Raw genomic sequence first — 20,021 nt, forward strand, 5'->3', positions numbered from 1 at the left:
CAGTGGGCGCTATTTTAATTAACTCAAGGTATGAACAGAAATGGTATAATTTCCAAAGTAAATTTCCTCTGAGGAATATCTGTGAATATCGACAACTTAGCCAGAATCGATTTGAACTTGCTGGTCATACTCAAAGTGCTGCTAGAGGAGCAGAGTGTCACTCGCGCCGCCAGCCGATTACATATAAGCCAGTCAGCACTCAGTAAGAGCTTAAATCGACTCAGAGAAACCTTAGATGATCCCCTATTTCAGCGCACGGCACATGGCTTAAAACCCACCGCGCACGCCCTCATTCTTGGGCAAAAACTGCCGAATATATTGCAAGACTTGTATCAACTCACTCAGCCTCCGACCTTTAATCCTGCCAGTAGCAATCGACAATTTTCTTTTGCCATGGTGGAAAGCGCCTATGAAACCTTAATCCCATATTTTATCGGCCCTATGCTGACCACGGCACCCAACGTCAAACTCGACTCCTATGTCTGGACCGAAAAATCGATGCAGGATTTGCAGCAAGGGCAAATCGACTTTGGCATTTCAGGGCGGGATTTGCATCCACTGTCAGATTTTCAAGTAGATCGCCTGCCCGAAGGGATTGCCTATCAAACATTATTTACCGATCAACAAGTCTGCTTAGTGCGAGAGGATCACCCGCTGATGGCGGCGCTCACTTCAGAACAATGGAATTTACCCCTTTACCTCGATATGGCCCATGTGCAGGTTCGTTGTGAAGGTAGTGATTGGTGGGCACTGGATTACTTTCTTGCCGATCTTGGGCATAGACGCCGGATCAGCACGACTGTACCCGACTTTTATGGTGCCGCCAGCGTTTGCGCCCACAGCAATTTAATCTTCACTCTGCCGTCGAGCTTTGCCCGTCACGCCTGCCAACTTTATCCGCTCAAACAACTGCCACTGCCTTTCGAATTTATGCCAATGGCCTATGTGCTGTTATGGCATCAAAGAAATGATGAAGATCAAGGGCATAAATGGATTAGAGAAACCATTTGTCAAAGTGTGGCTAAGTTATTCAATCCCACAGAAATACTTTAACACGACAAAAACGGCCAGTAAAAAGCCCGACAAAGCGAAGGCTTTATCGGGCTAATATCGAGGCACACTATTAAGAATAGCGATTACAGAATAAATGTCGCGACTTGCGCATTCAGGTCATTAGCCCGAGCTTTTAAGCCCCTCGCCTGTGCCAAATCTGCCATGGCCGATGCGGTAATCTCATCGGTCACATCTTTAATCGCAACCGTATTCTGGGTTATTTCACCCGTCACTTGAGTCTGTTCTTCCGCTGCGGTAGCAATTTGGCCTGCCATATCTGAAATCACGTTGACCGCTTGCGTAATCTCTTCAAGGGCTTTCGCCGCGGCATTGGCATCTTCTACGCTATGACCCGCTAATGCTTGGCTGCTTTCCATCAAGCTGACTGCTCGAGCGGTAGTCCGTTGTAGCGTTTCAATCGTGGTATGTACTTCCTGAGTCGAATCCTGTGTACGACGTGACAGTACTCGAACTTCATCGGCAACGACCGCAAAACCACGGCCTTGCTCGCCAGCACGAGCCGCTTCAATGGCTGCGTTAAGCGCCAACAGGTTAGTTTGCTCAGCAATCCCTTGAATTGTCGCCAGGATGCTCGAAATAGATTTAGCATGACGACTTAAATCGCCAATAACATCCGTTGCTTGAGTCACTTCATCGGCGAGGGAATTAATCGAGTTACGAGTTTTATTCACTAACTCTTTGCCCTGTAAACTACTCGCTGCAGATTGTTGTGCCGCTGTTGCCGTGTTCTCAGCATTGGCTGCGATCTCATTAGTCGCACTCGCCATTTCAGTTACCGCAGTCGCGACCATAGCGACTTCTTGCTGCTGACGTTGTAACTCCGCAACTGAAGTTTGCGTGGTGGCAAGACTACGTTCAGCATCGGCATCCAACTCATTCGCTAATTGGCGAATATGGCTGATCAGCTGATGTTGACTGCCCACAAAGCGGTTAAAACTGTCGGCAAGCACGCCCACTTCATCTTGAGTATCGACTGAAATACGTTGAGTTAAATCACCGTTACCATCGGCAATACGCGCAAGGGCTTGCGATACTCGACTCAGAGGACCCAGTAACATGCCAACTAACCAAGAAATGGCTAATACACTCAGCAACAGTACGAGTGCAGAGAGACCCAGTTGAGTGAGTAATAGGTTAGACAATGGCGCTTCTAGCGTTTCCTTATCAAGCACTAACACTAATTCCCAATCTGTATTAGGAATATCAACGCTCCAAACTAACTTGTCGCGTCCTTCATTTTCAAAATACATAGGCAACAGAGTGCCCGCTGCACGGCTCTGTTCCGGTAAGTTGCGATTAAGCTCGTTGTCGATTTCACCTATAGGTTTCATCGTCTTAGCTTGATCTTTATAAGCGATCACTGTGCCGTCTTTGTGCATCATGATGGCATAACCGTTTGCCGGTAACTTCATCCGATTAACACCGTCAACTAGGCTTGCGATAGATAAGTCACCACCCACAACACCTTGTGCGGTAGGCTGCGCCATAGTCACAACCAGAATGTTATAGGCAACATCCACGTAAGGTTTTGTCAAAATAAGACCGCGCTCGCTGATGGCTTGTTGATACCAAGGGCGGCTGCGAGGATCATAGCCCGTACGATCAATACTCGGATCAGAATCCAACATTTGCCCTGCTTGAGAGCCAAAATAGGTCAGTTGAAAACGGCCCGATGCCTGTGCTTGTTGAAGTGTATTGAGGCTGTCACCTTCAACTTTGTTCGCCAGGGCTCCCATAATATCTTGGCGGCCAGCCAACCATTCTTGGATCCGCTCAGCCTGCTGTTCACCTAAGCGCTGCACTTGTTCTAGGCTGTTTTGTAACAGCTGGGATTTTTGGCTGGAATAACTTTGCCATGACAACAAACCAATCACGAGTGAAAGGGCTGCCACGACAGAGAACAGAATTTTTTGCTTGAGCGAATATGAGTTCATGTTGGCGTCTAATTAATTAACAAAGCAGTGAAACAAGAGGGTGTTTGAGCGGGTCGAACGAACATTTACAACCAATATAATAAGGCGGCTAACTGAGTTAAAACTGCAGTTAAATTTGAGCTGAATTTTCTCATATTCTGTACAGTTAGCAAAGAAATTGCTCAGATTTACATCAAAAAGATTTTAGCAAACACATATAATTAACCAACCGTTATTCGAGCAACAACATATAGATAGGCATGCGATCACATATCAAAGTAATGCGCAACACCAAAATGGCCTCCCGAGTAAAATAAAGTAAATTAATCAAGATTAACGTGACCTATACGCACTCGCTATTGCACACTAAATGTCCACTGCCTATCGAGGAGTTCTTATGATTTTTCAACAGTTCCAACAGAGCCCACTGCAGACCCGAATTTCTGGCCCACGGGCTTGGTTAGCGATGGCAATTAGCATTAGCCTAATTTGTTTATCACTATTTTTATTGCCCTTCGTGCTCTTATTTGGCGCCATTGCGCTCGGTTGTTTAGTCCTATTTAGCCGTTTTTATATGGCACGTCAGTTGGCTAAGTTTAATCAGGCTCAGGCAAACGCAATGCAGCATGCCCACGCGACAGAGGAGCCGCAGAGTCAGGTTTATGGATCTGACACTATTGTTAGGGAATCTAATGCGACACGCCATCAAGGGCGCACTTTTGAGCATAAAGAGGATGAACACTAGTTCAATCGAAGCAAAACTGCGCTCAAGCGAGTAAGGTCTGCGCGCGTTTAAGGCTATGAATTTCGGCGGGATCTTGGGTTACCTCAAGCACATTTTCAATCTGTAACACCAGTGAACGCCACAGAGGCTCGATAATATCCGCCTCTTTTTTATTGGCATTTTGCCGTGCCAGCTTAAGCAAAGCCGCAGATCCAACGACATCAATTCGCCCTAAGATACCGTCGGCCAGTGCCATACTCAGCTCAATCATCGCAGGCACACTGTGGCTATATTTGATCACTTGGCGCAGATAATCCTCAGCTTGAGTCAAATCACTGCCAAAGGCATTGTCATCATTGAGCATATGCTGCGCCCGCGTGAGCATAGCATCGAGTTGTCCTTGCTCGGCAGCTTCGGCCATCCAATGCTCACTGGCAATCATATCTCGAGTACAACCATCTCCATTGGCAAGCATTAATGCTAAATGATACTGGGCATGGGGATAACCGGCTTGCGCGGCTTTGCTTATAAAATGATAGGCTTGAGTTAAGTTCTTTTGCTGGTAATGCAACACACCTAGATTTGCCATCGCTTCAGTTTGCTCGCCATCTGCCGCACCTTGTAAGTATTGCTGTGCTAACTTGCTGTCGGGTTGAAACGACTCACTGCCTACAAGATAAAAATATCCTAATAACGCCATCGCATTGACCACACCCGCTGCTGCTGCAGTGGCAATGATCTGTTCACCTTTAGCCACTTCTGGCGCGCCTTGATAACCGTGGATCAGTGCTACGCCATGCTCATGTAAGGCTTCCATGTGCTTAGGTGCCGCAAGGGAAAACCAATAGGCCGCTCGGGCAAAACTGTCAGCTGCGCTAATGTGAGAAATGGCATTTAGAGGTGAAACTATGGATAAATCTTGGCTTGATATAGCTTCGGCTTCAGCCACAAGTTCTTGCTCTTTGAGCAGTTCTTGTTCTTTCAGTATCAAAGCCTTGGTCTTAAACGATATCCCCACCAAATACTGCGCTTGCGGGTCATCTTCCATCACAGCACGGTAGCACAAGTCCCTCACCGTCATAGCGTCAGTCGCTTCATAACAGTAGCCAGGGGCAACTCGACCTTTAACCTTAGGATACAAGTGCTCGACTAAAGTCAGGACATCTTTAATGGATTTTTGCGCTAGCGCGAGTAATTGTTCTTGGGTGAGATGGTATTTCTCAGGATGAGCGCCGCGGTTACCGTCGGCACGCAATCGATGCAGGGCACGAGTGGTCTTCACATCAATCACGCGCCGCTGATTTAGCTGTTCGATCCTATCGTATAAATTCGGACTGGAAAACGCGATTTGCTTATCTTGCCCCAGTAACTCTGTAAGTTTATGGGTAAAACTGCGAATGTGTAGCAGCGACTGTGTCGGTACATCCTGCACATAGCTTTTAGCCTTGAGGTAATCATCACTCAAGGAGACCGAAAAATCGTGGATAAACTCACTATCCTTAATGACTATTTTCGTCCCCATGAGTGATTCCCTGCAGGCTGAATTGATGTTGCACTATTCGACGCTTGGTTTTTTCGACACCATATATAAGCGGAACAAAGCGACGTTAACGAATAATCCAATAAAAGACATAAAAGTATCCGCTAACATTTGCACAGGTAATCCGCCCATGGACGCTAACCCAGAAAGCTGGCTACCTATGACTGAGAGTGGTAAATATAACATCAATAATGCAATGGTTTTCAGTACGATAGGGCCACTAAAACTAAAACTACCCTTAATCGCTTCTAGCGGTGTTAAGCGCTCAACCACAACCATAAAGTTCACATAGGCTAAACGCGCAAAGAGATAGAAGCTAATTACCAATCCTACCAGCCACACAGGACCGAAGGCGGCAAACAGCATCACTGGTGCTAAAATCGCTAGACCAGAAAACACCCCAGCCAATAATAATGGTGGAACAAACGGTAAACTCGCCTTCAACACCACGCCCGCTGAAGGACTATGCCCTTGTGAGCGCAGTTCTAAAAACAGAGTCAAAGCGGCAATTAGTACCGAAAATGTAAGTAGTAACAGCATCATGGCGATCATATGCGGCGCGCCAAACTGTGGGTTTTCTAGATCAACTTTACTCATCTCTATACCAAGCCATAACTGGATCCCAACTTGGATCAAGAGTAATGGGATCGTCAGCATAGCGAGTTGCGCCAGATGATTACGGAAGAAGTTATAGGCTTCTGACAAAATTGCGGATAGTGACATGCGACTTTCCAAATAATTGAAATGAATTAACACTTAGAATTGCCGCTAAGGATACCGAAAATCCCTTGGCAATGCACAGTAGAAATCACCAGTGTGAACCGTAAATCACAGAAAACTACTGCAACAAAAGTGACAAACCCGCTAAACTGTCCAGCGAACTCGTGCGCAAACCCTCAAAGGACGCTTCCATATGAAACACACTCTGACCTTCTCTATCCTCCTCAGCACTTGTATTTTAGCGGCGCCCGCCAGTGCAGGCTGGTTAGATAACTTGGCAGGAACTCAAGCCAAAACTGAAAAAGCGACCACTACGGCAGCGGCAACTCAGTCGAATGATTTAGTTGGCAGCGTCATGTCACAATTGGGTTTAAACCAAACTCAAGCCGAAGGTGGCTTAGGCAGTTTATTAGGCTTAGCGCAATCAAGCCTAGGAACAACCGACTACTCAAAACTGGCTGCCAGCATTCCTAATGCCGATAGCTTGCTAGCCGCTGCGCCTAAGTTGGACTCAAAATCAGGTGTTTCTGGCTTATTATCCAAAGCGGGTGATTTAGGTTCATCACTGCAAGGCAGTGCTATGGTATTAGACGCCTTTGAAAAATTGGGTATTTCTAAAGATCTAGCAATGCCAATGATCAACATAGCTAAGTCTTACTTAGATACCAATGGCACTGAAGGCACCTCAGACTTACTGGTGAAAGGTCTGAACTCGCTACTGTAATTCAGTCTTACCTCACCCTAAGCAATACAAGGTTTAGGGTGAACTTTCACTTCCCAATCGACTCTACTTTATATTCCCTCCAGCATGAGAACCGCCAAATATGATTGCGAAATTAAGACGATTTTTTGAAGCTCATACTCAAGCAGTCTCCCCTGAAGACAAGGCACATCAACTTAAACTGGCCGCAGCGAGTATGTTACTTGAAGTCGTGTTTGCCGATGAGACCTTAACGGCAGAGGAAGAAGCCTTATTACCTAAGCTGCTAACCGATACCTTATCAATGTCAGAAGTAGACGCTAAGATGCTGATTGATGAGGCTAAAAGCGTACAAGGCAGCGCGACCTCACTCTTTGAATTCACCTCAGCCATTAACGCTGAATTTAGCCTAGCGCAAAAGCAGCAATTGTTGCTCGCAATGTGGCAACTGGCCTACGCCGATGGCCAGCTATCCCAATATGAAGACCAGATCATTCGACGTACCGCCGATTTGTTGCACCTCAAACACAGCGAGTTGATCCAAATGCGTAATCTTGCCATAGCTGCAACCCAACAAACTGGCTAGCCACATCCGCTATTCAGTCAAAGTGCAAATCAACAAAAGCCCATAAAAAAGCGTGAATGCGAAACACCCGTTTCCCATTCACGCGATGGTCTTCTTAAGACTAAATTGATATCGCTCTTTGGCTAAAAATATTTTTACTGCAGCCCTACTCACCAAAACACTAAGCGAAACAAAATTCTAAGCTAACGCTTTACCGATTTCATATCCCGAACCGTGTAATTCAGTCAACTTAGTCCTTAGCCCGCCCATCTCCATCTTCAATCCTTTCTTAGTCGCTAATTGAGATAACCAACTGGTTTTCTCCTCATCCTCAATCGTATCCCACTCATCTAGAACTTTGTAAGATAAGCATAATAACGCAGCAAGTTTTGAAAATGGGTTTGAATCCTTAGGGTGGTCTTGATACAAAATGCCTTGCACTAACGCTGGTGTAAACTTCCAATTTTTCGCTAGTAATGCGCCAATATCCGGGGAATCATATCCGAGTAACTCGCGCTCAAACTGATGCTTATCTTTGCCCTGCGCCACAGCTTCGGCAATTTTCGCCGCATCTTCAGGCGATACTGCCGCAATCAATAGATCGCCAATACGATGTAAGATACCGCAAGTAAAAGCTTCTTCTGGGACGGCACCACAACGCTTTGCCATTTCTTGACTATAAAGCGCAATCTCAAAGGTTTGCCCCCAAAACTGGGCTAAATCTATTCCTTCACACTTAGGGACTGCACCAATCACCGCCGATGCGAGCACTAAGGTTCGTAGGGTTTGCATCCCAAGACGCACAACAGCTTCATCGATAGTGCCAACCTCTCGACTGCGTCCATAGTGGGCACAGTTAGCAAGGCGTAACACCCTAGCGCTGATTAAGGGATCGTGTGAAACTTTAGTGGCAATGCTTTTTACTGTCGCATTGTCATCATTGACCGCATCTAACAATTCACTGATCGCCTTAGGTAACCTAGGTAACTCATCGACACGATTGAGCAACGCAGCTGAATCCATATTTATTCTCCTTCCGTATGAATGATCAAAATATAGAACACAAGTTATCGCCTCGCTCACCGAGATACATTAAATATCAGTAATGTGCAGTCCTTCGGCAACAAAGCTTGGCGGCCATCAGACTTAAGGTTTACCTCTTTATTTCATTCAATTTAATCGCACTCAATCATATCCAGTTTCGAAATCCACTAAGCCACACAAAAAAGCCCCAAACTCTTATGACAATAAAGAGTTCGGGGCTTTTTTAATTAACCCATCATGTTGATTTAGCCCCAGAGGGTGCGAATATTACTCAGGTAACGCCAAACTTTGTTTGCGACTAATATGGGTCTTTTGCCACCACAAAAATGGCGCGACCACTAAGATCAACACAAGCACATAGGACATACTTGCACCTAGGGCAAAACCTAATACTAAGCAAAACGCACAACCCAGCGCCACCAGCGGCCAATTGTGCCGTGGTAATAACTTAGCGGCAGCGAGCATAGCCATCAAATAGATCACCACAAATACGCCGTTGCTCCATGCAATAAGGTGCTCTAACTCTTGCCCGGTAAGGTAAGTCAGTACAATCACGCTTGCCATCACAGATAACAGCGCAGCAAGTGCGCGAATGGGCACTCCATGGGCATTCTTAACGGCAAAGAAGCGCGGTAAAATGCCTTCACAACTAAAACTCCAGACCAGACGTGCCGCACTGGCCGCATACACGTTAACGGTTGCCAATCCACTTGCGATACCTAACACACCAATCACTTGTGCGCCGTAACCACCGAGCAGTTGGTCAAATACGCCGATCATGGCGACACTTTTATCTGTCGGCACTAATAGCAGTAAAAGTGTACAAGCCACATAAATCACGCCCACCAGCACTGTGCCCATCATCATAGCGGGGATCATATCCTGCTGCGGACGACGAAAATCATCGGCAAGATGGGTCATAGCTTCTATACCCAAGAAACTCCAAAAAGCGATGCCAGCGGCAATCATCACGGTCGGCATTTCAGGCATACCATGGCTAGCAAGTGTCGTGAGATGACCTTGCTGAAAACTACTCGCACCAAACAAGACCACAACAACGGCGACTATGCAAAGTGTAAGGCCAAATTGCAGCTTAGCCGACACTTGAATGCCTCTTAAATTAATCAGAAACAAGCCAAAAATCACGAGTATTTCAACACCAACCTTGGACCAACCCGATATCGGGATTAAGGCATTCACAAACTGAAAGGTCATCAAAATCGCGGCCGGCGCCCCCATGGGCACAACCAGTAAAAAGATCAGTCCAATTGTTCGACCAGCAGTGCGACCAAAGGCTTTTTCGACAAAGTAAGCGGGGCCTGCGGCATGGGGAAATACACTCGCTAGACGACCAAAGACCAGTGCCACAGGAATAATGGCCAAGGTCAACAAGATCCATGCGACTAAGGCACCAGAATGCGCTTTTTCAATAGTCATCTGAGGCAAAATAAATACCCCTGTACCGAGCAAAGTGGTCGCCATTAAACCCGCACCTTGCCAACGACCTATAGTTCCGCTATTTGAATTCATCTGTTAATATTCTGTGGTTTTTGAGCTGTCAGTATAATGAGATTTCGCCCTACAATCTGCCGTTAATTTCAGTGTTCTCCACGTCCAATACCGGCAAAATCGCGGAAAATAGCGTTATTTCCATCAAAATGACGGTAAGTTTAAGATTTGATGCAATTTTAAGCCAAAATACTCAGCAAATTCTGTGGTTATTCAAACCAATGACAAAATAACACACAGATTCAATATAACCATTTTCACTGGAGTCACCCTTGGATAAATTCGATACGGCCATCATTCATAGTTTGCGTCAGGATGCACGCCAGAGCGTGTCGAATATCGCCGAACAGGTCAATCTATCCCGTAGTGCGGTTGCCGAGCGCATAAAAAAGCTCGAACAAACTGGAGTGATCCGTGGCTATCAAGTGCTCTTGAGTGAGTCGCAAAAAGAAGGAGTATCGGCTTATTTCGAAATCCAGCATCAATGTCCACGTTGCGCCGACGTGGTACACGTATTCCAAGCGATCCCCGAAGTGATTACCTGCCGTGGTATTTCTGGTGATATGGATTTACTCGTGTACGTGCATGCGCCCTCGATGCGCCGCCTGCATGAGATCCGTGAGTATATCGACACTCACACTGACATCATCAAGATCAAAACCCATGTGGTAATGAGTGAATGGATTAATAACCTCGGCGAGTAAATCGTGCCTCCCTAAAACAAGAAACGCCACCCTTAGGAATAAGGTGGCGAGGCCCGTTTGGAGGCAGGGCAAAATATTGAAGTGTAAAATATGGCATCCTTGCCCAGCGACCTCCCTGTTACACAACCAACCGCGGCTAGACTTAACCCTTGAGAGCTCAGCCAGCGCCGCAAGGGCCTCATCTACAATGTTTTCCTTTGACATTGTTTCCGCGATCCGTCGATTCCATTGATTATTATGATTTTTTCGTCATTAATTAACGGTACGCCTTAAGCGATCGTCATTTGTCCTGTATAGAGTATGAAGTTACGTAGCAGTAATACCCCGATCAAGCTCAAGCAAGCAGTCCCCGCCACGTAGGCCCATTTCCGTTTAGATGTCGCCGTCATAAACAGATTCATCGCCAATGGTCCAGACAAACCGAGTCCAATAATACCAAGCCAGAAAATCCATCCCCAGAAGCCATACCCTAAGGCATTAAAGGCGGCTATTTTACTCTGTCCACCTGTTAGCACTAAGCCCATAAAGAAGGTAAAAATCAGCACGATTTCAACTAAAATCAGTGGGATTTCAACCTTGTGGATAAAGTGCACCTCTTTGTCATTAGGTTTGCCATTCATCAACACGCCACCGAGTAAAGATGATGCCGCACCGGAAGACAAACCAGATGCCAAAAACAGCAGAGGTAACACAGGGTTTTTAAGCATGGGATAGCCTGGCAAGGCCGAGAGCAGGAAGCCTGTATACGCGCCCAATGCCAAGGATAGAATCACGAGCAATCCTGTAATTGTCGCTTCAAATCGAGCCAATAATGCGGTCAACTTAAGCACAATAGGAAAGCGTGTTTCACACCAAGCATCAACAGGTTTACGGAAGGTTAAACCAATCCACATAAACATGAATACTTGGTAAATCAGCAAAATAAGCACGCCCATCGACATGACAGATTTAGGGTTGTAGAACACCAAAATCTTCCAAAAATCGAGAGGTTTAGTTAAGTCTGCGACCAATATCCCTAACCCGGCCATCACAGCTACAGGCGCGACAATACAAGCGGCTCGCACAAAACCAGACTGATAGGCGTTTTGCTTCAAAACAAAATGTTTCAACAATACGGCGAAGAACATGGCTCCCGCAGATACACCCGCTAAAAACAGGTAAATTGCAATCGGCCAATGCCACACTAAGGTATCAAAATGTAGGGCACTCATAGTATCACCTCCCCTGATTTTGCAACGATACGGAACAATTTAGGTCTCGTTCCAAGATCAACCTTAGTGCGCTGGGTTGGATTAGACCGCAGAACTTGAACAACCTCAGAAGTCGGATCTTTTAAATTACCGAACACGAGTGCCTTTGTTGGGCAAGCAGCAACACAGGCAGGTTGTTTACCTTGAGCTAGGTTAGTTTCTCGGCAGAAATCACACTTATCCGCCGCATGGGTGACAGGATTAATAAAACGGACTTGATAAGGACAAGCTGCAATACAGTATTGGCAACCTACGCATTTCCATGCATCGACAGAAACGATACCCGTTTCTTTATCAATAAATGCAGCTCCCGTTGGACATACATTTACACAGGGTGCGTCTTCACAATGCTGACAAGACTTGCGACTAAAGTGATAAAACTGATTAGGGTATTCGCCAAAGGGACCCGCTTGCTTAATTTGAAGCCTAGAAACACCTTCGGGTACATTATTCACTTCACGACAAGCCACCTCACACGCTTGGCAACCTATACACTTAGTTTCATCATGAATAAGTGCATATTTGACATCAGGTTCTGCTTTAACACTATCCGATGCATTCACTGTGGCGAGTAATGATGCACCTGTAGCGCCGGCAAATAAGGCACAGGTGCCTTTTAGAAATCTTCTTTTTGAATTTTCCATAACCTTACTCCTGCTTGCCAGTGTGGCAACTGCTACATAGCTCACTGCGAATCTTCGGCGTCATATCCGCCATTGGATCCGTTGGGCTATGTAATTTATGGCAGGCGGCACAAGGCACTTTTTGAGCATGTACGTTATGCGTCCAATCTGCTCCACTGAGTTTTTTCTTGGTATGACATTTCTGACACACTCTCAGCTGAACCGTCAGATCCGACGATTCCTCCATACCAAAGACCACCATATCATTCGGTTTTTTAGGGTGATCGCCCTTTTCTCCATGACAGGAAGAACAGCTCATTTTCATCGCATCTTGACCATGATGCCCTAACATTTGACCATTACGCTTGTGACACTTCATACAAGCATCACTGTTAATTTGATTGGCTGGCTCAGCACTCATTGCAGAAAAGCTTAAAAGCAACGCAGCAGCACCTAAGCGTAACGACCACAGCCATTGTCTTTTGGACATAGGAAGTCCTCACATTTATCCGTAGGAAGGTAAAGAAGGGGTCGAGTTCGGATAATTCCGAACCCGACGGTCAAGATCACACAGCCAAGGCTTGCTTAAGACTCTGAGTATCCCACTGTTTATGCTGGTTCATTTCAATGAAACTGATATTGAACTTGCTAAACAGTTTTTTCAGTGGTGAGTTAGTTTCTTTGCCAAAGTCACTGATAACCATTTTCACTTCAGATGAATCATGGTCGATCAATACATAATCGAGTCGGCATTCATGATTTAATTCCGTATCATGTTTGTCCATCTCAAATACAGTGTCTAATGGCACGTTACAACAAACATCGTATTTACCTTCAACAACTGTTTTTAATGATTTAAAAAAATTGAAGCTTTGTTTATCAAACAATACTGGTTTAAGTTTCATCTCATGATGTGCGGCTTCATCAGGACCTGCTTTAAAAAACTTAATGCAAGTCATGACAAACATCACAAACACGAATGGTACTGCTACGAATAGTACGAAGTACATAAACGCATAGCTGAGAATGACTGAAGTATTCATACACGCCTCCAAAAACTAATTTATTTTTTGTTATCTCCTTTAAAGCAACTTTAGTATTATTTGAAAACACTTATTTTTTCTTGACACATGTCACACTTGAAAAATACAACTTAAATATAAACAATGATTTACATAGCTCGTCACATTGCAAAATTATGTAAATCTTAAATACAAATATTGATACTTGATAATTCATTATTTGCATTTTAAATATGTAAATATCAGTTTTTGAAATTTTAAATTTTATGAAAAACCATTTTAAATATTAAAAATAAAACAAAAAAACCTTTGATACACATAGATAAAATCTAGATCCAAAACTTGGGATTAGTTTCACATTAAAATTATTAATTAGCACCATAATTAGGCGTTGATTTAAGTATTTGCTCAATATTAAGGAATATAAAAAATGCACATTAGTAACATGGATGGCCTCGATATTCTGAGTTTAAAAATACTTGTTTCATTATATGAGAACAAGTCAGCAACCTATGTATCGAAAGCGCTAGACATTCCAGCTCCTAAAATCAGCCGTAGCCTTAAAAATCTACGGGAAATTTTTGGTGATGAGTTATTTATTCGTCGTAAATATGGCTTATTCCCAAATGAGTTTGCTACTCATTTATATCCAATTGCAAAAGAAGCAATTGAGTGTACTGATAAGTTTCAAAAAGCCAGAATAGCAAACACTCGCCAAGTTAAGACACATGTCGAAATTGCAGCACCAGGGTTAATTGCCTACACCTTTCCTAAAGCCTTGATGCAGGCTATTAAAGAAGAGCAAAAACCCATGCACATTAATATAAACCCTTGGTCTATGCATACGACTCAAGACATTATTAATGGTGATACAACCCTAGGTATTTGTTGCAATAAAAGTGCTGCCGATGTTGCCGCCTTCGGCGATAAACTGCTAACGACTGAATTGCAACGTATGGACAAACTCTACCTGATTGCTAGCAGGCATCATCCTATTTTTAAACGGGAAATCACCCTAGAAACGATTGCGGAATACCCCTATGTCAATACGGATCTTGGTAATCCCAGCACCAAATTGAGTCCATACCAAGAGTTTTGCATAACGAATGGCATTAAACTCAATACTGAAATTACCATTACCAGTATTTCAAGTTTGTTTGAATATCTAGGCGAAAGTAATGCAGTCTCCCTATTGCCTTATCGGATAGTTTACGAAATGGTGAGTGATATTCCTGAACTGCATACGTGTCAACTATCGCAGTATGAAGCAGAACGTTTATATGCAGATACAGAAACCCCAACGATTTTCTTAGTGCAAAAAAATCAGCCTAATGCAATCAATGAGGACTTGAAATGGTTAAGCGGAGAGATTAAAAAAATCGTCGATCGTATTATCTAGCCAAGCAATAGCTCAACATATCCAAACAACAAACCACCGATACACGAGGTGACAGGCATCCTCTGCCTTAGCTTAGGCTCCACCTCAGCCCCCATGCGATCCACTCGAGAATTGTTAAACCAAGCATACATCTTGGAGCATAAACACGTTACACTAAGCCCATCTTTATCCTAATAGATTCAGCTATGCGGACCGAAAATACAGCCACTCTTAATCTTATTTGGGGCGCCCTTATTCTTGAGGAGTTAGCACGTCTTGGCGTGCAACATGTGTGTATGGCGCCGGGCTCGCGCTCAACACCGTTAACCCTCGCCGCCGCCCAGCAAACTAAACTCCAGCGTCACTTACATTTCGACGAACGTGGGCTCGGCTTTATGGCCTTAGGTCTAGCCAAAGCCAGCCGCGCACCGGTCGCCATCATTACGACCTCAGGCACAGCAGTCGCCAACTTGTACCCTGCCATTGTGGAGGCGTGGCTGACCCATGTACCTTTAATCGTCTTAAGTGGCGATCGTCCGCCAGAATTACTCGGCTGCGGTGCTAATCAAGCCATAGTCCAACCGGGAATTTTTGCGAATTATGCCACTCAAGTGAATTTGCCAACACCGGATACACATATCGCACCGCAGGCGTTGCTTACCACAGTGGATGAAGCAGTGGCGAATCAAACTCGCCCAGTGCATATCAACTGCATGTACCGTGAGCCCTTGTATCCGAGTGAACTCGGTGGCGCGATTCTCGATGCCGAATCACCTTATCTCAAACCATTGCAAACTTGGCTACAGCTCGCACGCCCGTATACCCAATACGGTAAGAGCAAACAGGTGAGCGGCCCAAGTGACGATGCCATTATGCGGTTCGTCCACGGTAAAGGGGTGATCGTTGTCGGTACTCTCACGCCTGAACAAGATCCACAACAGCTCATTGCCCTATCGCAAAAAATCGGCTGGCCATTACTTACTGATGCCCAGTCGCAACTGCGTCAGCATCCCGCGGCGATAGGTAATATTGATCAACTGCTGCAACATCCAAGGGCGCGTAATCTATTGCAGGAAGCGGATCGTGTACTCGTATTCGGCGGCCGTTTATTATCAAAACGCTTGATAGGCTATCTCGCCGAGCAAAATTGGCACAGCTATTGGCAGGTTTTACCAGAACAAGACAGGCTTGACCCTAGTCACAATGCTAAACACATTTGGCACGCGAATGCACAGCAGTTTGCGGCCTTAAATTGGTATCGCTCATCCTCTGCAAACTGGGCGAATACTCTAATCACCTATAACGATGAATTGCATAACTTATTTGTGCGCAATATCGACCAAGGGGAATTTGGTGAAGCACAAGTTGTGCGGGCCATCGCCAATACTCGTCCGCTAGAACAACAGCTTTTTATCGGCAACAGCCTGCCTGTACGCTTGTACGACATGTATGCCCCTGTCAGTTGTTGTACGGCAACCACTTATACTAATCGTGGCGCATCGGGTATTGACGGACTACTCGCCACCGCCTGCGGTATTGCGGCCCATGAAGGCAAACCCACGAGTTTAATAATCGGTGATTTATCACAACTGCACGATCTTAACTCGCTGGCCATCGCTAAAGGCTTAACCAGCCCGCTGGTGATCGTGATCCTCAATAACGATGGCGGTAACATCTTTAACTTATTGCCCGTTCCCAATGAACAAGTCCGTAGCGATTATTATCGACTCAGCCACGGTTTAGAATTTGGCTACGCCGCAGCTATGTTTAATTTACCCTATAATCAAGTGGATAATTTAGCCGATTTTCAAGATAGCTATAATGAAGCGCTGGATTTTCAGGGGGCTTCGATCATTGAAGTCAATGTAAGTCAAACACAAGCCAGCGACCAAATCGCCGAGCTCAACTTGTGGGTGAAACAAAGCTAATGCCAACCATGGCCCGTTACGGCAATTCTTCACTACCGACCTTAGTGCTACTGCATGGATTTTTAGGCACTAAGACCGACTGGTTGCCGTTAATACCAGCGCTAAGCCAGCACTTTCACTGTATTTGCTTAGATCTTCCGGGCCACGGGGATAACCAAAGGGAGTTGAAGCCAACCGAATTAGATGGATTTAACCAATGTGTTGAAGATGTGTTGGCACACCTGAATGGCCTTCATATTGGTCAATTCCATCTCTATGGTTATTCTCTAGGTGGCCGTATTGCTCTGCACCTTGCCAAAGCCTATCCAGAAAGACTTCTGAGCCTAAACCTCGAATCCTGCCATCCTGGACTTACAGACCCGCAAGAAAAACTTGCCAGAATCAAAAATGATACTCAGTGGGCCGAGCGTTTACTGCATCTGAATAGCAAAGACTTTTTAAGCTTGTGGTATCAGCAGCCCGTATTTGCCGATATGACGGCTACCAAACGAAAAACCTTAATCGAGCATCGTTCTGCAGCATTAGATCTGCATCCGAAACAGCGGCTGAAAGAGGTATTCATAGCCACCTCACTCGCACACCAAGCATCGATGTGGGATGTACCTTTGCAGCTTACCTGTGAGTGCCATTTCTTTGCGGGCAACCAAGATGCTAAGTTCCACGCCCTCGCCCAAGAGTGGCAATTACACGCGCCCATCCTCGTCCATAGTATTCACGGCGCCGGCCACAACATACACCAAGCTGCTCCCGAGGCATTAACCTCAAAAATAGTGAAGTTGCTAGGGTAATGACAGAATTAAAATGTAGGAAATATATGATATTAACTTCGCTTAACCTGTATCAATATCGACTACCGCTCGACGTATTATTGCCCGTCGGCAAGCAACGTATCGATCACAGAGCGGGATTAGTACTACAAGCCAGTGCTAATGTTGGTGGCGAGCATAGACAAGTCGAAGTTGAAATTGCCCCACTCTCTGGCATAGATGTCGATGAACAAGCCTTGATGGGGTTCAGCCGTGAAACACTCACTCAAGTGCAAACGGCTTTGACTGGATTATTACCCCAACTCTGCGGTCAGCATATTGATACATTGCTGGAATGCGCCGAGCAAAGCCCTTACCCTTCTTTGGCCTTTGGTTTAAGTCTGTTACATGCCAAGTTAATGGGCAAACTCGATGCCATCCGTCCACAAACGGCCACAGTCCCTTTGATTTATCATCCAACGGATGCCAGCCAAGACTTGCTCGATGGCAAAATTGCCGCCCTTGGCAGGAATGTTCGCTCGGTTAAAGTCAAAGTCGCGCAAACTTCAATCGAAGATGAACTAAGCCTGATTTATGGCATTTTACGTACCCGCCCCGATCTCAAATTGCGTTTGGATGCGAACCGAGGGTTTACACTTGAGCAAGCAATCGAATTTGCCGCTTGCTTACCCCTAGAGACCATAGAGTACATTGAGGAACCTTGCCTGAATCCTCATGATAATCATGAATTTTATCAAGCAATTGGTATACCCTACGCCCTCGATGAATCGCTCAACGATCCAGAATACCAGTTTGTAATGCAAAATGGTCTGACTGCGCTTGTCATCAAGCCTATGCTGCTCGGCAGTATCGAAAAGCTAGCTAATTTAATCGATACGGCGCAAAGCTATGGCGTACGTTGCATTATCAGTTCGAGTCTAGAGAGCAGTTTAGGCATTAATGATCTGACTCATTTAGCCGCGATTCTCACTTCGGATGAAATCCCTGGGCTCGATACCCTCAGCGCCTTTAGCCAAGATTTAATCATGTCATCGGGTAAAAAATACTGCCTCACACTCGCGCAACTTGAGCCAATTGCACTGCACGCCATTGATTCAATGCAACAAAATGATGATACAGCCAAAAGTGAGGGAAACGAGTTTGTCTAATGCCAGCCTATCAAAACCGCTTGCACTGTCACCCGTGCACCAAGCTGCGCTTGCGTTTCCACAGCAGACAGCCATCAAGTTGGCGGGGCAAGACATTAATTACTCAGAGCTTAGCCAGCGCGTTATCGCACTGGCTCAGCAGCTAAGCGCTTCGGGGATCTCAAAGGGGGAACCGCTCGCCTGTATTGCTAGCAATAATCTCGAGATGATTTGTCTCTATTGGGCCTGCATCGATATAGGAGTAATCTTTTTTCCTATCTCGCCACGTTTTCCCCTCGCGCAGATCCAAGACTTAATTAATGAACATCAGATCCGCTATGTTTGGAGTGCTGAGGTTTGTGAACCACAGAATTGCCATCACTTGCGCTTAAATTTCAATCGCGTTAGCAGTGACTTAGCCCTGCCTGTCGACTTTACTCGTCCAGCTAATGTGATTTTAACTTCAGGCTCTAGTGGCTTTCCCAAAGCGGCGGTGCATTGCTTAGCGAATCATATTGCCAATGCCGAAGGTGCCCGCAGCTTAATCCCACTCGAACAAGGTGATGCTTGGCTACTCTCCTTGCCCTTATTCCATATTGGCGGTCTTGCGATATTAAACCGCTGTGCCTTAGTCGGTGCCAGTGTTGTCCTGCCAGATCAAGCGCTTAGCCTTGGTCAGCAGATTGACCAAGATCAGTTGACTCACATATCTCTCGTTCCCACACAACTGAGCAAGTTACTCGCCGATACGAGCAGCAAGCTTAAAAGTATCAAAGCCTTATTACTTGGTGGCGGCGCAGTCTCAATCGACTTACTCCAACAACTTAAGCAACGCAATATCGCCAGTTACACCAGTTACGGCATGACGGAAATGGGCTCGCAGATCACCACAGGTCACGCTTTTAGCGACGGCAGCAGTGGCAAATTACTCCCCAAGCGTGAGCTTAAAATCGAAGATGGTGTGATTTTGGTGCGCGGCGCATGCCTGTTTATGGGCTATCTCACCGCGGATGGAATACAAAAGTGCGTTGAACAAGACGGCTGGTTTTACACCAAAGACAAGGGCGAATGGGACGAAAATGGTAATCTGCGCATTCTTGGTCGCGTCGATAATATGTTTATCTGCGGCGGCGAAAACATCCAGCCAGAAGAAATCGAAGCCGCGCTTAAACAACATCCACAAATAGACGATGCAATCGTTTTCGCCATACCAGATGTACAATTTGGCAATCTCCCTGCCGCCATCATTCGCGGCAGTTTAACCCACCACCCAGAGTCGATTGCAAATACGCTCGAACTGTTCCTTGCCAACAAAATCGCCCGCTTCAAACGTCCAAGACAATATTATTCATGGCCAGAAAATAATGAACAAATAGGACTGAAAGTGAACCGAAAATCCTTGATCCGTGAGCTAACAAAAACAAGTTAGTCCA

Annotated in this window: 19 protein-coding genes; 10 read left to right on the forward strand and 9 right to left on the reverse strand. The window is 45.6% G+C overall.

The window, feature by feature from the left end; all coding sequences use genetic code 11:
• Positions 1-81 precede the first annotated feature (81 nt).
• The gene (locus RA178_RS21065; RefSeq protein WP_306683747.1) at positions 82-1,053 is read left to right on the forward strand and encodes a LysR family transcriptional regulator; all 972 of its coding nucleotides are present in this window, start codon (positions 82-84) and stop codon (positions 1,051-1,053) included.
• An 83-nt stretch (positions 1,054-1,136) separates the two neighbouring features.
• Here the strand turns inward: RA178_RS21065 and RA178_RS21070 are convergent, their stop codons facing one another.
• The gene (locus RA178_RS21070) at positions 1,137-3,008 is read right to left on the reverse strand and encodes a methyl-accepting chemotaxis protein (protein WP_113940288.1); all 1,872 of its coding nucleotides are present in this window, start codon (positions 3,006-3,008) and stop codon (positions 1,137-1,139) included.
• Between the two features lie 376 nt (positions 3,009-3,384).
• Here RA178_RS21070 and RA178_RS21075 point away from each other — a divergent pair, with 376 nt between their 5' ends.
• Complete coding sequence (locus tag RA178_RS21075) at positions 3,385-3,732, forward strand: hypothetical protein (RefSeq protein WP_173248166.1); 348 nt, start codon at positions 3,385-3,387, stop codon at positions 3,730-3,732.
• A gap of 22 nt (positions 3,733-3,754) precedes the next feature.
• Here the strand turns inward: RA178_RS21075 and RA178_RS21080 are convergent, their stop codons facing one another.
• Both RA178_RS21080 and RA178_RS21085 read right to left on the reverse strand, forming a co-directional pair.
• Positions 3,755-5,233: a DUF4145 domain-containing protein gene (locus RA178_RS21080; RefSeq protein WP_306683749.1), complete on the reverse strand. Its 1,479-nt coding sequence runs from the start codon at positions 5,231-5,233 to the stop codon at positions 3,755-3,757.
• 33 nt (positions 5,234-5,266) lie between these two features.
• Positions 5,267-5,974: a hypothetical protein gene (locus RA178_RS21085; protein ID WP_105250588.1), complete on the reverse strand. Its 708-nt coding sequence runs from the start codon at positions 5,972-5,974 to the stop codon at positions 5,267-5,269.
• A 190-nt stretch (positions 5,975-6,164) separates the two neighbouring features.
• Here RA178_RS21085 and RA178_RS21090 point away from each other — a divergent pair, with 190 nt between their 5' ends.
• Positions 6,165-6,695: a DUF2780 domain-containing protein gene (locus RA178_RS21090; protein WP_168827259.1), complete on the forward strand. Its 531-nt coding sequence runs from the start codon at positions 6,165-6,167 to the stop codon at positions 6,693-6,695.
• A 100-nt stretch (positions 6,696-6,795) separates the two neighbouring features.
• Positions 6,796-7,257: a tellurite resistance TerB family protein gene (locus RA178_RS21095; protein ID WP_212599543.1), complete on the forward strand. Its 462-nt coding sequence runs from the start codon at positions 6,796-6,798 to the stop codon at positions 7,255-7,257.
• Between the two features lie 177 nt (positions 7,258-7,434).
• Here RA178_RS21095 and RA178_RS21100 read toward each other — a convergent pair whose 3' ends face one another.
• A complete protein-coding gene (locus RA178_RS21100) occupies positions 7,435-8,259 on the reverse strand; it encodes an HDOD domain-containing protein (RefSeq protein ID WP_131525752.1) in 825 nt (274 codons plus the stop codon).
• A gap of 288 nt (positions 8,260-8,547) precedes the next feature.
• Entirely contained in the window at positions 8,548-9,810 is a 1,263-nt protein-coding gene (gene yjeH / locus RA178_RS21105; protein WP_113940284.1) for an L-methionine/branched-chain amino acid transporter, read from the reverse strand.
• Between the two features lie 251 nt (positions 9,811-10,061).
• On the opposite strand from yjeH, the gene RA178_RS21110 reads away from it, so the two are divergent.
• Positions 10,062-10,493 carry an Lrp/AsnC family transcriptional regulator gene (locus RA178_RS21110; protein ID WP_006079646.1) on the forward strand — a complete coding sequence of 144 codons (432 nt, stop codon included), beginning with the start codon at positions 10,062-10,064 and terminating at the stop codon, positions 10,491-10,493.
• Between the two features lie 269 nt (positions 10,494-10,762).
• Here RA178_RS21110 and nrfD read toward each other — a convergent pair whose 3' ends face one another.
• The 4 genes from nrfD to RA178_RS21130 all read right to left on the reverse strand — a co-directional run bounded on the left by nrfD (position 10,763) and on the right by RA178_RS21130 (position 13,409).
• On the reverse strand, positions 10,763-11,704 hold the full coding sequence (gene nrfD / locus RA178_RS21115; RefSeq protein ID WP_105250593.1) for a cytochrome c nitrite reductase subunit NrfD: 942 nt from the start codon (positions 11,702-11,704) through the stop codon (positions 10,763-10,765).
• Complete coding sequence (locus tag RA178_RS21120; protein ID WP_105250594.1) at positions 11,701-12,387, reverse strand: 4Fe-4S dicluster domain-containing protein; 687 nt, start codon at positions 12,385-12,387, stop codon at positions 11,701-11,703. The genes nrfD and RA178_RS21120 overlap by 4 nt, the downstream gene beginning before the upstream one ends.
• Before the next feature lie 4 nt (positions 12,388-12,391).
• Entirely contained in the window at positions 12,392-12,856 is a 465-nt protein-coding gene (locus RA178_RS21125; RefSeq protein WP_173248177.1) for a cytochrome c3 family protein, read from the reverse strand.
• Between the two features lie 76 nt (positions 12,857-12,932).
• On the reverse strand, positions 12,933-13,409 hold the full coding sequence (locus RA178_RS21130; protein ID WP_105250596.1) for a DUF2726 domain-containing protein: 477 nt from the start codon (positions 13,407-13,409) through the stop codon (positions 12,933-12,935).
• Positions 13,410-13,818: 409 nt separating this feature from the next.
• Between RA178_RS21130 and RA178_RS21135 the strand changes: the two genes are divergently transcribed.
• The 5 genes from RA178_RS21135 to menE all read left to right on the forward strand — a co-directional run bounded on the left by RA178_RS21135 (position 13,819) and on the right by menE (position 20,017).
• Positions 13,819-14,787, forward strand: a complete 969-nt coding sequence (locus RA178_RS21135) for a LysR family transcriptional regulator (protein WP_105250597.1) — start codon at positions 13,819-13,821, stop codon at positions 14,785-14,787.
• A gap of 185 nt (positions 14,788-14,972) precedes the next feature.
• Entirely contained in the window at positions 14,973-16,694 is a 1,722-nt protein-coding gene (gene menD, locus RA178_RS21140; RefSeq protein WP_263196362.1) for a 2-succinyl-5-enolpyruvyl-6-hydroxy-3-cyclohexene-1-carboxylic-acid synthase, read from the forward strand.
• A complete protein-coding gene (gene menH / locus RA178_RS21145) occupies positions 16,694-17,482 on the forward strand; it encodes a 2-succinyl-6-hydroxy-2,4-cyclohexadiene-1-carboxylate synthase (RefSeq protein ID WP_306683761.1) in 789 nt (262 codons plus the stop codon). The genes menD and menH overlap by 1 nt, the downstream gene beginning before the upstream one ends.
• 26 nt (positions 17,483-17,508) lie before the next feature.
• Positions 17,509-18,609, forward strand: a complete 1,101-nt coding sequence (gene menC, locus RA178_RS21150; protein WP_306683763.1) for an o-succinylbenzoate synthase — start codon at positions 17,509-17,511, stop codon at positions 18,607-18,609.
• Positions 18,572-20,017, forward strand: coding sequence for an o-succinylbenzoate--CoA ligase (gene menE / locus RA178_RS21155; RefSeq protein WP_371135021.1), 1,446 nt, complete (start codon positions 18,572-18,574; stop codon positions 20,015-20,017). Before menC ends, menE begins: the two co-directional genes overlap by 38 nt.
• Positions 20,018-20,021: the final 4 nt, after the last annotated feature.

It is taken from the genome of Shewanella oncorhynchi (assembly GCF_030848765.1).
In the GTDB taxonomy this organism is placed as follows: Bacteria; Pseudomonadota; Gammaproteobacteria; order Enterobacterales; family Shewanellaceae; genus Shewanella; species Shewanella oncorhynchi.

Bases quoted from the DNA above. Each gene is read 5' to 3' on its own strand.
- RA178_RS21070 (WP_113940288.1), bottom strand. From the start codon at position 3,008: ATGAACTCATATTCGCTCAAGCAAAAAATTCTGTTCTCTGTCGTGGCA.
- RA178_RS21075 (WP_173248166.1), top strand. From the start codon at position 3,385: ATGATTTTTCAACAGTTCCAACAGAGCCCACTGCAGACCCGAATTTCT.
- RA178_RS21080 (WP_306683749.1), bottom strand. From the start codon at position 5,233: ATGGGGACGAAAATAGTCATTAAGGATAGTGAGTTTATCCACGATTTT.
- RA178_RS21085 (WP_105250588.1), bottom strand. From the start codon at position 5,974: ATGTCACTATCCGCAATTTTGTCAGAAGCCTATAACTTCTTCCGTAAT.
- RA178_RS21090 (WP_168827259.1), top strand. From the start codon at position 6,165: ATGAAACACACTCTGACCTTCTCTATCCTCCTCAGCACTTGTATTTTA.
- RA178_RS21095 (WP_212599543.1), top strand. From the start codon at position 6,796: ATGATTGCGAAATTAAGACGATTTTTTGAAGCTCATACTCAAGCAGTC.
- RA178_RS21100 (WP_131525752.1), bottom strand. From the start codon at position 8,259: ATGGATTCAGCTGCGTTGCTCAATCGTGTCGATGAGTTACCTAGGTTA.
- yjeH (WP_113940284.1), bottom strand. From the start codon at position 9,810: ATGAATTCAAATAGCGGAACTATAGGTCGTTGGCAAGGTGCGGGTTTA.
- nrfD (WP_105250593.1), bottom strand. From the start codon at position 11,704: ATGAGTGCCCTACATTTTGATACCTTAGTGTGGCATTGGCCGATTGCA.
- RA178_RS21120 (WP_105250594.1), bottom strand. From the start codon at position 12,387: ATGGAAAATTCAAAAAGAAGATTTCTAAAAGGCACCTGTGCCTTATTT.
- RA178_RS21125 (WP_173248177.1), bottom strand. From the start codon at position 12,856: ATGTCCAAAAGACAATGGCTGTGGTCGTTACGCTTAGGTGCTGCTGCG.
- RA178_RS21130 (WP_105250596.1), bottom strand. From the start codon at position 13,409: ATGAATACTTCAGTCATTCTCAGCTATGCGTTTATGTACTTCGTACTA.
- RA178_RS21135 (WP_105250597.1), top strand. From the start codon at position 13,819: ATGCACATTAGTAACATGGATGGCCTCGATATTCTGAGTTTAAAAATA.
- menD (WP_263196362.1), top strand. From the start codon at position 14,973: ATGCGGACCGAAAATACAGCCACTCTTAATCTTATTTGGGGCGCCCTT.
- menH (WP_306683761.1), top strand. From the start codon at position 16,694: ATGCCAACCATGGCCCGTTACGGCAATTCTTCACTACCGACCTTAGTG.
- menC (WP_306683763.1), top strand. From the start codon at position 17,509: ATGATATTAACTTCGCTTAACCTGTATCAATATCGACTACCGCTCGAC.
- menE (WP_371135021.1), top strand. From the start codon at position 18,572: ATGATACAGCCAAAAGTGAGGGAAACGAGTTTGTCTAATGCCAGCCTA.